The organism is Pontibacter pudoricolor (assembly GCF_010092985.1).
Classification (GTDB): Bacteria; Bacteroidota; Bacteroidia; order Cytophagales; family Hymenobacteraceae; genus Pontibacter; species Pontibacter pudoricolor.
The window spans coordinates 2,060,630-2,073,884 of sequence record NZ_CP048106.1 but is presented as its reverse complement, the minus strand read 5'-3'; the positions used below and the strand labels follow the sequence as shown (position 1 = coordinate 2,073,884).

The following is a 13,255-nucleotide window of genomic DNA, read 5'->3' as shown; positions in this document are numbered from 1 at the left end:
AATACGCTTCTGTTAGTCGGATTGGGGGGCTGCTTTACAAGCAAAGCTGGACACAAAACCTGAAGCCATACCTGCTGCCTTCGCTGGGTTTAAAGCTGATCTGTGGCGTGCTTTTGGGCGTGCTATACTTTCACTACTACGGCGTAGGCGACACTATAACTTACTTCAACGCATCACAGAAATTAACCCGGCTGGCTTACGATAATACCGATGCTTACTGGCAATTGCTGCTTTTTAATGAATTTCCGGACGAAGCTTTTCGCGCCACAGTGCCTTTTACGCGCTTCGCCTATTTCTCCAATTCTTTTTTTCTGCTTAAAACCATCAGCCTTTTTAACCTGCTTACCGGCAGTAGCTACTACCTGATCGGTGGCTACTTCTCGTTGTTTAGTTTCTGGGGCATGGCAAAACTTGCTGCTACACTTTCAGAGGTTTTTCCGGATACCCGCAAGGCAGCTATAGTTGCGTTGCTGTTCTTTCCGTCGGTGGTGTTCTGGAGTTCGGGATTGCTGAAAGATGCCTTGCTGATGGGAAGCATGTGCTGGGTAATGGCTTTTGCGCTGCAGTTGGCGCACGGTAAAAAACAAACTATAGTTACATGGCTTTTGCTGCCTTTGCAACTTTACCTGTTTGTTAAGATCAAGATCTTTTTTGCGGCACTGTTACTGTTTTTGCTGGGCTGCTACCTGCTTTTAAGGTGGCTTTCGAGAACTATAAAACCGTTGCAACCCATAAAAGGGCAGTTACTGACAATGGCAGGTTTTATAGTTGTAGCAGGTATAGTAGTTTGGCAGATAAGCGGAATATTTAGCCTTGCTTTTATAACCGAGCAGTTAGTGAAAACTTATAAGGGCATGTTAGCTTTGTCGCTGAGCGGCCCTCACCTAAGCTATAGTTCGCTGGAGCCAACTATAACTTCTATAGTTGCCAACTCTCCTAAAGCATTTTTCAGCGCTGTTTACCGGCCTTTTATTGGTGAATCCTCAGAACCGTTATACCTCTTACTTGGGCTCGAAAATTTGCTCCTGCTTCTGCTCACAACCATAGCACTTGTTTCTGCCTTCTCAAAAGCCTGGATACAGCATATCAGACTATGGCATGTTGTTTTGTTGCTGTTTATAGTTGCGTCGGCTATCGTAATCGGTATCAGTACACCTAATTTCGGAACCCTCAGCCGTTACCGCATCATCTTTCTGCCGTTTTTGGTGTATCTGCTGTTGCAGAACAGGTTTACACAGCGGTGGTTGGTAAATATAAAATAGTTTTACTAATTCGTCTGAAACTGATCTTTTAGGAAAAATATAGAATACGTTTATATAAAGTGGATGCTGGTGCGAGCTTGTAGCTCGTACCTCTTAAAGCTACTATCAATATAAATGGTGTAGAAGTACGAGCTACAAGCTCGCACCAGCAAACGAAAGATATCTCGCTTTGGCTCGAAATGACAAAAAGAAGAAGGCTATTAATACAAAAGCTCACCATTATTCTGCATTTTCAATCTCAATCACTTATTTGTACCTTTGCGCCTTATTTACGATAAGCTATGCAGAACCCTGTAATCATATTAGGTGCCCAGCAACTGGGAACCGCCGCTTTAGATATTTTTAATAGCAACAGCGTGGTAGTGTACTGCTTCCTCGACGATAAAAAAGACCTGCAGCAACAGGAGATCAACAACGTGTCGGTGATGAGCAGCACCGAGGATGGTGAGTTTCTGAAACTGATCGGTAAAAAGTGCGATGTGTTTGTGGCTGTGGAAGATTCGGCTGCCCGCAAAGGCCTGATCAGTATGCTGAAGGAGGAATACAAAGTGGTACCGGTTAATGCTATCCATAAGTTCAGTGCCGTGTCGGAGTACGCGTGGCTGGGCCATGGTAACATGGTAGCGGCTGGTGCTATTGTTAACAACAACGCCAAAATAGGCGACAACTGCATTATCCAGTCCAGAGCTATAGTTGATACCAACGCCGAGATCGGTGATTTTGTGCAAATCGGACCTGGCGCTATCATCAACTCTGAAGTGAAGGTGGAAGAAGGTGCTTACATTGGCACAGGTGCGGTTATAGTTAGCGGCGTAAAAATAGGGAAGAATGCCCGCGTAGGGGCAGGCTCGGTTGTAGTAGCCGATGTGCCAGCTAAAGCAACTGTTTTCGGTAACCCCGCTGCAGCCATAAAGTAAACTTTTATACCTATAGTTGCTGTTATTTAGCCTGACTGATATATATCATTTATTAATTGCGAACTGCTATTTACTTTTATCACCAGATAGTTACAGGTTAAATTGCTGGTTACCAAAAGTGTGAGTTAGGGTAGTCAGCAATTTAACCGCCAACTATAGCTTTGTAGCATAGATGGCTAAATTGCTAAACTGTTTAATTGTTAAAAGATCAACCATTTAACAATTAAACCATCAACAATTAAACAACCAATTAAAAACACTTAGCTGAAACTAAGCCGTTATGAACAAACCATACAGCATTTTACTGTACTACTGCTACACCCCGATAGCAGACCCGGAAGAATTCCGTGAACAACACCACCTGATGTGCCTGGAGCTGAATCTGCTCGGCCGTATCATCGTTTCAAAAGAAGGTCTGAATGGTACTGTATCCGGTCTGAAAGAAGACTGCGAAAAGTACATGGAGCTGATGCACGCTGACCCGCGCTTCGCCAAAATAGACTTTAAAGTGGACGAATCGGAAGGTCACGCATTCACCAAGATGCACGTGCGCACCAAATCTGAAATTGTACACTCCGGCCTGCTGCACATCGACCCGAATGCCCGCACCGGCAAGCACCTGGAGCCGAAAGAATTCAGGGAAATGAAAGACCGCGAGGATGTGGTGGTACTGGATGTACGCTCAGATTACGAGTACAATGTAGGTCGCTTCAAGAATGCCGTAACGCTGGATATTGAGAACTTCCGTGAGTTTCCGGAGAAGGTGGCAGAACTGAAGGAGAAGTATAAAGACAAGAAAATATTAACCTACTGCACCGGCGGCATTAAGTGCGAGAAGGCAAGTGCCTTTTTGCTGGAGCAGGGTTTTGAAGATGTATACCAGCTACATGGCGGCATTATAAAGTATGGCAAAGAAGCCGGCGGCGAAGACTTTGAAGGCAAATGCTATGTGTTCGATAACCGTGTTGCCGTAGATGTAAACTCCGTTAACCCGAAAGTGATCTCTACCTGCTACGTGTGTGGCACAGAGGACGACCGCATGGTAAACTGCGCTAACCCGGTGTGTAACCTGCATGTGGCCATCTGCGAGAATTGCGGCTGGGAGCTGGAAGGCGCCTGCTCTACGGAGTGCAAAGACCACCCCGAAAAGCGTCCTTACGATGGCACAGGCTATTACCAGAAAGAAATGAACGGCTACAATCCATTGAAAGGATTCAACCGCAAGAAGAAAAACGACGTACAAGTGTAAGTATTCTCTAAAGCAAAGAAAAGCGTGTTCTTAACCGGGCACGCTTTTCTTATTTTATGGCGGTTTGGTTTTAACTATAGTTTTACGCACTCGCTCGCGTCCCGCGAGTGCGTAAAACTATAGTTGCTGTTATTCCAGTTAAATCAAATCATCACTGCTCTTTCGGACATCCTTGTCCGAAAGCTATCTGTTGGGGATGTCCACATCCCCGTCGAAGGTTTACGGGGACATAGCTGTCAGAATCAGCTAACATGTTAATAGCTATAGTTGCTGCTCTAGGTCTATCAGGTCCTGCAACAATCCGAGTGTTATGGTACCCGGCCTGCCATTCTCAATAACCATATCATCAACCTGAACGATAGGTAAAATGCGTTTTGTAGTGCTGGTCAGGAAGGCTTCTTTAGCCTCCGAGATGTCAGCTATAGTTATTGTTCGTTCTTCTGCTCTATACTTCTTACCGGCGAGCGCTAACACATTTTTACGGGTTATGCCCAGCAGCACGTCTTCAGACGGAGTAACTATAGTGTCATTCTGCGTTACGATAAAGAAATTACAACGCGGGAGTTCCGAAACTACGCCATCCTTCTGGTAAAGCACATCGCTGGCACCTGCCTGTTTTATTTTGTTGATCAGCCTGATACCCATGGCATAATTTGTCGTTTTGGCTCTCGGTATTTCCCGCACATGGTCGTGGGTAATTACTTTTATACCTTTTTCGATCATGTCCTGGGTTGGCAGTTGCAGCGGTTGTTGCTGTATAATGAGGTTTGGTTCGGCAGGGTCGTAGCCATTAGCAGAATAACCACCAGTCAAAATCATCTTTATGCCAGAAAGCGGCAGGTTATTTATAGTTAGCAGTTGATGAATTGAAGCGGTGAGCTCTGTTTCAGTAAGCGGAACTGTCAATTCCATTAACCTGGCTGATTCATAAAACCGTTCCAGGTAATCCTTTAAAAAAACAGGCTTGCCCTCCTGCACTTTAAAGAAATCGAACACGCCATACCCACGCTGTATAGAAAGATCACTGATATGCAGGAATGTATCTTGGTAAAGTTGGAAGTTGCCGTTAATATAGGCCTGAAGTTTATGGTTTAAGGACATAGAGATAGCTTGTAGTTAGGATAGCGTGCCCAAATTTATATGCTTCAAACGTAAGAATTGACAACTATCAGTGCTTTTGTACGGGAAGCTTCCTACTTTTGCCACGATTGCTTTATACTTTACGACTAACTATAAAGCAACTATAAAGTATACATCAGATAGCAATTAATTCGCTGAAACGCTAAGTTAGAAACCATGGCAGCAATACCAGAATCAGAACTGATAATAAATAAGAACGGAACCGTTTACCACCTCAACCTGCTACCAGAGCATATTTCGGATACCATTATTACCGTGGGCGACCCGGACCGAGTAGCCATGGTCAGCAGATATTTTGATGAGATTGAGATAGAAGTAGCCAAGCGTGAATTTATAACGCACACGGGCTACTACAAAGGTAAGCGCCTGACCGTGATCTCGACTGGTATGGGTACCGATAATATTGATATCCTGATGAATGAGCTGGATGCGCTGGTAAATATCGATTTCCAGAGCCGCGAACCAAATGAAGAGAAGATTAAGCTGAAGATCGTACGTGTAGGAACCTCGGGATCGTTGCAGGAATCTATTCCGCTGGGTAGCCACGTAGCGTCGCATTACGGCGTTGGCCTGGATTCGCTCATGGAATTTTACCCGTTGGAACAAACAGCGGATGAGCAAAGTATTACCAATACGTTGAAAGAACAGTTAGGTGTTAGCTTTACACCGTATTGCGTACCGGGCTCAAAAATGCTGATCGATAAACTTGCCTTTGATATGATACCGGGCAACACGCTTACCTGCCCGGGCTTTTACGCGCCGCAGGGCCGTGTGCTGCGTGGCGGACTGCGCAACCAAAACCTGCTGCAGGTATACCAGGACTTTAAAGTATGCGATTTCCAGCTGACCAACTTCGAGATGGAAACGGCCGGTTATTATGCCATGGGCCGCCTGCTGGGTCACGAAATGCTGTCATTAAATGCTATAGTTGCCAACCGCATTACCCAGGAGTTTGCTAAAAATGCCGAAGAAGTAGTGGATAGCCTGATCAGAAAAACACTGGACAGGATATAAGCCAAAACATAAATTTTAAAATAACAGAGCCGGGTGAAGTGAATTCATCCGGCTCTGTTATTTTAAAATTTATGTTTTGTTTCAGATATCGTGTCATCCCCCGTCCCCTTCAAAGAGGGACTTTATCTGATAATACGTTGAGAATTAATTGTCATTCTGTAAAAAAACATGCTTGATGGGAGGTTAAGCTTTTACTCCTGTCCCACAAAATCCTTTCAGGATGACAAAAAAGTAGAACCACGGTCCCTCTTTGAAGGGGGCAGGGGGATGATTTACTATAGCAGTTTAAACTATAGTTTCTGCAAAAACGCCATTGTATCCACGCCATCGGCATAATCCCAGACCATTGGGCATTGCGCTTCTCCAAATGGTATGCTACCTTCCAGCCAGCCATGCGCCGAAACTACAACCTGGGTCTTGTCTTTAAGGTCAGTTAACTTCTGGCGCAGATCAGGAAGCGAACTGAACGTTTCATAGAACAACACGGAGATAGGAGAGACCAGGTTCTCACTTTCCTGCACCAGCATAAATCCGTTATCGAAGTGCGCTACGCGATTTACCAGCAGTATAGATTTATTGTAATCGTAGTTGTTCTGGTATTTGTGGTGGTCCAGTACTTTGCTGCGGTGCTCATTCGCTTCAAAGAACTTATCGAATTTATAGCCTTCCGGTACAAATACTTTAGACACATTTCGGCAACCTAAACCATAGTATCGGAAAAAATCTTCGCCCAGGGCTTTCAGATCGTCGGCTTCTTCGTGGCCGGTAAGTACGCCTATGCTTGTGCGGTTCTTGCGGATGATGTGCGGTCGTTTGGCAAAATAGTATTCAAAGTAACGGGCCGTGTTATCAGAGCCGGTGGCGATAATGGCGTCTGCATCTTTCAGCATCTCCACAAACTCGAACTGGTTGGCAAATGCAGGCTCAATCCCTACCAGCATATCAGCTAGGCGGCGCATCAGGGGCTGGTCGTCTGTGCTCAGTTTTGCCAGCAGGTAATGCCCGCTCATCAGCACCGACAAAAAATCGTGGAAACCCACCATTGGAATATTGCCGGCCATCACCACACCAACTTTTTTAGGTGTAACCTGTTTAAGGTGATAGGGGTAAAGCCATTCGCGGAGGTATTGTTCCTCCAGCATCTGCGTTATACCATGAAGAGCACAGGATACGTTTTCTTCATCAAACCACGGGTTACGCGACTGCGCCATGCGCGCCCACACCTGTCGGTCTTCAGAAGTCAGGCTTTTAAGCTGCCTGCCCAGTTCCACAAAAGCTTCAATCCTGTTCTCTAATGTCATGGCGTATATGGTATGGCTTTAATTTTTATTTGAAAAGGCGTTTATTGTTCCTAATTTTGCGGCTTAGAAACACGACATACAAAAGTATAAAAAATATACAGGAGATACGATTATGGCTATAATGATAACCGATGAATGTATAAACTGCGGAGCCTGCGAGCCGGAGTGCCCTAACACTGCTATTTACGAAGGCGGTGCTGAGTGGACCTGGGGTGGCGGCACTGCCCTGAAAGAAGTGGAGATAGACGGCGGCGAGGTAATTGCCGGCGACGCAGCACAGCCACCGATTTCAGATGAGTTTTACTACATCGTTTCTGATAAATGCACCGAGTGCATGGGCTTTCATGAGGAGCCGCAGTGTGCGGCCGTTTGCCCGGTAGACTGCTGCGTGGACGACCCGGATTACCGCGAAACCGAAGAAGAATTACTTGCAAAAAAAGCCTGGCTGCACCAGGAAGCATAAGTATAAACTATAGTTTAAAGAAGAAACCTGCCTTACAAGGGCAGGTTTTTTTTATTTACTTTTGATCACAAATCAAAGCGAATTATGGAAGGCCAGATACATACTGATAAGACTTTTGAAAAAACAGTTTACCCGAACAAGGAAGTAAAGAACCGTGAATTTGAGAACTGTACGTTTAAGAACTGTGATTTTTCGGGCAGCAACTTTGCCGGCACCCGGTTCACCGACTGTACTTTTATAGGTTGTAACCTGGCCATGCTAAAACTTGGGCACGCCACTATAAGCAATGTAACTTTTAAAGAATGTAAGCTTACAGGTATCAACTTCAGCGAGTGCGAAGATTTTCTGTTCACTGTGTACTTCGAGAACTGTTTGCTCGATTACGCTTCCTTTGCCAAAATGAAAATGGCCAAGACCAAATTCATCAAGTGCTCTCTGAAAGGCGTAGATTTCTCAAACACCAACCTGGCCAGCGCTTTATTTGATAATACAGATCTGGAACGAGCCGTTTTTAACTATACCAACCTGACCGGCGCCGATCTGTCTTCCGCTTATAGTTTTGACATTGACCCGGAGATCAACCCCATTAAAAAAGCAAAGTTCTCGCAGTATGGTTTACAGGGGTTGCTGATGAAGTATAGTTTGCAGATAGTCTGAATCAGGAATTACAGGATTAATGGATGTACAGGATTTAAAATTCCTGTCATTCTGTAAAGAAACTTGGTGGAAGGGAAGTTAAGCTTTCTCTACAAGCCCACAAGATCCTTTCAGGATGACAAAAAGTAAAATAGCTCTCTCGTATTTAGAAAGAACTAGAATACTATTAATCCTGATTCAGATAAAGAACAACCAACAATCAGCCATCAACAAACAACAATTAAAGCTAAATTCCCTATTTTTGCCTTTTAGCGCTTTAAGCAGCCAAAACAAGTATACGATGTCGATAGCAAAGAAATATAGTCCCAAAGAAGTAGAAGAAAAGTGGTACAGCAGCTGGATGGAGCGTGGCTTCTTCCGCTCTACACCTAACCCGAAAAAAGAGCCTTACACCATTGTAATTCCGCCTCCAAACGTAACGGGCGTGCTGCACATGGGGCACATGCTCAACAATACTATACAGGATGTGCTTATTCGTCGTGCGCGTATGCAGGGCAAAGAGGCTTGCTGGGTACCGGGCACCGACCACGCTTCTATTGCTACGGAGGCTAAAGTTGTGGCTATGCTGAAAGAGCGCGGCATCGAGAAAAAAGACCTTACCCGCGAAGAATTCCTGACCTATGCCTGGGAATGGAAAGAGAAGTATGGCGGGATTATTCTGGAGCAGCTTAAAAAGTTAGGCGCTTCCTGCGACTGGGACCGTACCCGTTTCACGATGGAAGAAGACCTGTCTGGTGCCGTTATCGAAGTTTTTGTGGACCTGTACCGCAAAGGCCAGATCTACCGTGGTGTGCGCATGGTTAACTGGGACCCGCAAGGCAAAACAGCTCTTTCTGATGAAGAAGTAATACCAAAGGAAACCATGGCGAAAATGTACCACCTGAAATATGAAGTGGTATCTGACAACGCTGAGAAAACATATATTACTGTAGCAACTTCGCGCCCGGAAACAATTATGGCCGACGTGGCTGTAGCCGTTAACCCAAATGACGAGCGCTACACGCATCTGCATGGCAAATCAGTTCGTATTCCGTTGCTGGGTAAAGAGATACCAGTTATAGTTGATGAGTACGTAAGTATAGAGTTTGGTACAGGTGCTCTGAAAGTAACACCTGCCCACGACCTGAATGACTATGAACTCGGCCAGAAGCATAACCTGCCAACTATAGATATCCTGAACGACGATGGCTCGCTGAATGAAAAAGCGCAACTATACATTGGCCAGGATCGATTTGCTGCACGCCGCAACATCGTAAAAGACCTGCAGGAAGCCGAGCTGCTTGTGAAGATAGATGAATACCCAAGCGTATTGCAGACATCGGAGCGTACAGGCGCTGTAATTGAGCCACGTTTGTCGATGCAGTGGTGGTGCAAAATGGATAAGATGGCGAAGCCTGCCCTTGAGTCTGTAATGGAAGACCAGATCCGTCTGCATCCGCCTAAGTTCAAGAACATGTACCGCTCGTGGATGGAAAACGTGCGAGACTGGTGCGTTTCTCGCCAGTTATGGTGGGGGCAGCAGATTCCGGCGTATTACCTGCCGGACGGCTCTTTTGTAGTAGCAACCACTGCCGAAGAAGCACTGGAACTTGCCCGCAAACAAAGCGGAAGCGCAGATTTGCAGCTAACTGACCTGCGCCAGGACGAAGATGTACTGGATACCTGGTTCTCGTCTTGGTTGTGGCCAATCTCAGTTTTTGATGGCTTTAAAGACCCTGATAACAAGGATATTCTATATTATTACCCAACCAACGACCTGGTAACTGCTCCGGAGATTTTGTTCTTCTGGGTAGCGCGTATGATCATGGCTGGTTTTGAGTTCCGTAACGAAATGCCGTTCCGTAATGTGTACCTGACTGGTATCGTGCGTGATGCGCAGGGCCGTAAAATGTCTAAATCGCTTGGTAACTCACCTGACCCACTGGACCTGATCGAGCAATATGGCGCAGATGGCGTGCGTGCCGGCATGTTGTTCAGTTCACCGGCTGGTAACGACTTGCTGTTTGATGAGAAACTGGTAGAGCAGGGCCGTAACTTCAGCAACAAGATCTGGAATGCGTTTAGGTTGATAAAAGGTTGGGAAGTAAACGAAAGCTTACCATGCCCGAACGAAACAGCCATTAAGTGGTTTGATTCGCGCTTTAACGAAGCCTTTGCCCAGATCGAAGACCATTTCGAGAAGTTCCGTATTTCGGATGCCTTGCTTGCGGTTTACAAACTGGTATGGGATGATTTCTGCTCAAACTACTTGGAAATGATTAAACCAGCTTACCAGCAGCCAATTGATAAGCAAACGATAGATGCTACGGTTGGCTTCCTGGAAAGAGTACTGAAGGTGCTTCATCCGTTTATGCCGTTCATCACAGAAGAGATCTGGCACGACCTGAAAGAACGCAAAGAAAAGGAATACCTGATCGTGTCTGCATGGCCTAAGAAGGATACGTTTGATAAGAGTCTGAATGCCCGAATGGATAGCGTACTGAAAGTAGTGGCTGCCATCCGTAACATACGTAACTCGAAGAATATCCCGCAAACCAAGTCACTTGACCTGTCTATTAAGGTAATGAACCAGGATGGATACGATCCTTTCCTGAGCATTATCCGCAAACTGGCGAATATTAATGAAGTGAAGTTTGTGCAGGAGAATGTAGAAGGCGCTATCAGCTTTGTTGAGGCTGGTGATGAGTTCTTTATCCCGATGGAAGGCAATATTGACGTAGCAGCTGAGCGTGAGCGTCTGCAGAAGGAACTGGAGTATACCAAGGGCTTCCTGATGTCGGTTAGCAAGAAGCTAAGCAACGAGCGTTTTGTAAGTGGTGCACCGGAATCGGTTATTGCCAACGAGCGTAAGAAAATGGCGGATGCCGAAGCGAAGATCAATGCCATAGAGCAGAGTTTAGCTTCGCTTTAAACTATAGCTTATATTCTAACAACAGCGGCCGCTTTCCCAGGATAGTGGCCGCTGTTTTTTTATTTGTCATTTCGAGCATTCTTGAGACGCGAGTCGAAGAGAGCCAGCGCAGCTGTGAAGGATTTTATACGTCCTATAGTTCTGCTTTTGTCATTTCGACGTCAGGAGAAATCTGGGTTATATAGTTGGTTATAGTTGCAACTTGAACCAAGCCTTTTCTTCTATAGTTGCTTCTAATCCTGGGAGCTCTATTTACCTATAGTTATCATAGTTGGCTTTGGTGCCCTCACGGCCGGGAGGCCCCGTCTTGGGGGTAAGGGCCCTCGATAAGGGCATCGCGCTGCTGCTTTCTTGCTACCCTCATTCCTCGTGTTGCCTGGCGGCACCGCAACAAAGCAAAGGCGCTCAACCCAAAGACTGTGATCAGTTCGATAGCTATAGTTCGTCTTTAGTTGAACAGCTATAGTTGCATCGCCTTATCGTGGTAGTAGTTCCGTAGGGACAGGTCGCGACCTGTCCGATCCTGGTCTGTAACTATAGAACTATCAAACCAACTATAGCAACAGCCGCAATTCCCCTCCTGGGAGGGGCAGGGGTGGGTTAAAGCAGTAACTATAAAACAGTAACCTCAACTATAGTAAATGCCAAAAGCTCCTTCCCCTGTTCTGGGGTAGGGGCCCTCGATAAAAGGGGAAGGCTGGGAAGGGGTAAAACCACAACTATAGAACTATAACTCCAACTAAAGCAGTAGCCCAATGCCAGAAATCCTTTAAATCTCACTTAATCCCGGTTCAGACAATGCCTGTCCCTGCCGGGCCAGTTGAGTCAGGAGACTCAACGCCATAGTTAGTCACGAGCGGGAACGCTCGCGCCAGCATCATAGATTATAGAACTATAGCGACAGTCCAAAAGCTCCTTCCCCTGTTTTGGGGGTAGGGGCCCTGGGTAAAAGTGGAACGCTGGTAAGGGGTAAAACCACAACTATAGCAAAGACATAAATCTCCGGGCCGTAAACTACCAGGAAGCGATATCGAAGGTCTCTCAGAAGGAGCTGGGGTGGTTGGATCAACGCTAACAATAAGACCAAAGAAATACTTCCCGGGAGAGAGGTGTGAACACTAACCCTAAACCCGGGATTCCTGACCTTATTTTTTTACCAGGTTACTCAAAACCAGACTTACCTGATCCTGAATTTTCGGGAGTATATCACTTAAGCCTTCCTTCTTGGCAGGGTAATTTACCAGCACCTGGCGATTGCCTATTCTGTACTCTAACAGACCCTGTTCAGCTTCGGTCATATAGTAAAAACGGAGCGGATGGGCGGATGTTGATACGGCATAAGTATGGAAGGTAAACCTGTTTTGTATTCGATGCTGCGTAGGAGCACGGTTTTCAAGGTAGCGTTGCGTCACGACAGTATCTAAGGCTATAGTTGTTTCGATCTGGTAAAGCGATGTGATATCACCCTCCTTGAACGCCCATACATGAATTGTATGGTTACCTTGTGAGCTCTGGCTATACTTAATGTTACTCAGATCTATAGTTGCTGCCACACCAAACAACTGCAGGTCATCAACTATAGTTTGAACAGATGGCGAAGCGGAAGTATTATCGCTGATGAAGACAGATGTGCCGGCAAGTTTTGCCAGATCCTTCTCCAGATCCTGCCTTAAAGTAAAGGTGCCAACGTGGGCTTGTAGCAGCAAAAGAAAAGGAAGTATAGTTTGAATGAGCAGCATGGGCAACGGTTCTATAGTTTATACTTCCTCTTCCAATAATCGTGCTGAACTATAGTTTAGAACTATCCACCACGGTCCAGTTTATAGTTCCGTTATTCACTGTGTACTTCAGCAGCATATAGCCGCCGTTGTGGCCGTCTTCATAGTAAGCAAGTGCGTAGCGGTCGTTCAGAATGCGGCTGTCGCGGATGGTCATGGTGCCGCCCATTGTACCTTTTTCAGGTATGAGCTGGCTTTGCTTGCGGTTCAGGTCGTTCATCAGGTCTGTTTCCGGAGATTTTAGTCCTTTGCGCTGTAGTTTCTGAATATCACTTTGGCTTAGGGTGCCCAGTTCATCAACAAAAGAAGCGCCGCCCGGAGGCACCAGTTCCATCGTGTCCGGCGGAAGCACCATTTCTTCCAGAGAGTCTGCCGTTTCGGTTTGTTGTTCAAGTTCACTGTCAATCTTTTCTACCTGCCGGTCTGCTATAGCCATTCGGCTCTCAGCTTCGTTCTTCTGCCAGTAAAAGTAGATAGCTGCAAACAGGAAAATGGCAGCTAATATCCAGGGTAATATATTTCTCATAGTTCTGTAGTTGGTTTATGTAGATGCTATAGTTACA

At 45.9% G+C, this 13,255-nt stretch carries 11 protein-coding genes; 7 read left to right on the top strand and 4 right to left on the bottom strand.

Going from position 1 to position 13,255, the window contains the following annotated elements; translation table 11 throughout:
* The first annotated feature begins 119 nt into the window (after positions 1–119).
* The 3 genes from GSQ66_RS08875 (at position 120) to trhO (ending at position 3,428) form a co-directional block, all read left to right on the top strand.
* A complete protein-coding gene (locus tag GSQ66_RS08875) occupies positions 120–1,262 on the top strand; it encodes a hypothetical protein (RefSeq protein ID WP_162427147.1) in 1,143 nt (380 codons plus the stop codon).
* A gap of 281 nt (positions 1,263–1,543) precedes the next feature.
* The gene (locus GSQ66_RS08870; protein ID WP_162427146.1) at positions 1,544–2,179 is read left to right on the top strand and encodes an acetyltransferase; all 636 of its coding nucleotides are present in this window, start codon (positions 1,544–1,546) and stop codon (positions 2,177–2,179) included.
* 280 nt (positions 2,180–2,459) lie between these two features.
* Positions 2,460–3,428: an oxygen-dependent tRNA uridine(34) hydroxylase TrhO gene (gene trhO / locus GSQ66_RS08865; RefSeq protein WP_162427145.1), complete on the top strand. Its 969-nt coding sequence runs from the start codon at positions 2,460–2,462 to the stop codon at positions 3,426–3,428.
* 261 nt (positions 3,429–3,689) lie between these two features.
* Here trhO and GSQ66_RS08860 read toward each other — a convergent pair whose 3' ends face one another.
* The gene (locus tag GSQ66_RS08860; RefSeq protein WP_162427144.1) at positions 3,690–4,529 is read right to left on the bottom strand and encodes an aminotransferase class IV; all 840 of its coding nucleotides are present in this window, start codon (positions 4,527–4,529) and stop codon (positions 3,690–3,692) included.
* A gap of 195 nt (positions 4,530–4,724) precedes the next feature.
* On the opposite strand from GSQ66_RS08860, the gene GSQ66_RS08855 reads away from it, so the two are divergent.
* On the top strand, positions 4,725–5,582 hold the full coding sequence (locus GSQ66_RS08855; protein ID WP_162427143.1) for a nucleoside phosphorylase: 858 nt from the start codon (positions 4,725–4,727) through the stop codon (positions 5,580–5,582).
* 290 nt (positions 5,583–5,872) lie between these two features.
* Here the strand turns inward: GSQ66_RS08855 and GSQ66_RS08850 are convergent, their stop codons facing one another.
* Complete coding sequence (locus tag GSQ66_RS08850) at positions 5,873–6,883, bottom strand: acyl-CoA reductase (RefSeq protein WP_162427142.1); 1,011 nt, start codon at positions 6,881–6,883, stop codon at positions 5,873–5,875.
* A gap of 112 nt (positions 6,884–6,995) precedes the next feature.
* Here GSQ66_RS08850 and GSQ66_RS08845 point away from each other — a divergent pair, with 112 nt between their 5' ends.
* From GSQ66_RS08845 to GSQ66_RS08835, 3 genes are all read left to right on the top strand, one after another.
* Positions 6,996–7,346: a 4Fe-4S dicluster domain-containing protein gene (locus GSQ66_RS08845; protein WP_162346261.1), complete on the top strand. Its 351-nt coding sequence runs from the start codon at positions 6,996–6,998 to the stop codon at positions 7,344–7,346.
* 84 nt (positions 7,347–7,430) lie between these two features.
* A complete protein-coding gene (locus tag GSQ66_RS08840) occupies positions 7,431–8,003 on the top strand; it encodes a pentapeptide repeat-containing protein (RefSeq protein WP_162427141.1) in 573 nt (190 codons plus the stop codon).
* A 280-nt stretch (positions 8,004–8,283) separates the two neighbouring features.
* Positions 8,284–10,914 (top strand): valine--tRNA ligase, encoded by a 2,631-nt coding sequence (locus GSQ66_RS08835; protein ID WP_162427140.1) that lies wholly within the window; start codon positions 8,284–8,286, stop codon positions 10,912–10,914.
* A gap of 1,145 nt (positions 10,915–12,059) precedes the next feature.
* Here GSQ66_RS08835 and GSQ66_RS08830 read toward each other — a convergent pair.
* Both GSQ66_RS08830 and GSQ66_RS08825 read right to left on the bottom strand, forming a co-directional pair.
* A complete protein-coding gene (locus tag GSQ66_RS08830; protein ID WP_162427139.1) occupies positions 12,060–12,653 on the bottom strand; it encodes a hypothetical protein in 594 nt (197 codons plus the stop codon).
* A 49-nt stretch (positions 12,654–12,702) separates the two neighbouring features.
* Positions 12,703–13,218 (bottom strand): hypothetical protein, encoded by a 516-nt coding sequence (locus GSQ66_RS08825; RefSeq protein WP_162427138.1) that lies wholly within the window; start codon positions 13,216–13,218, stop codon positions 12,703–12,705.
* Between the last annotated feature and the right edge of the window lie 37 nt (positions 13,219–13,255).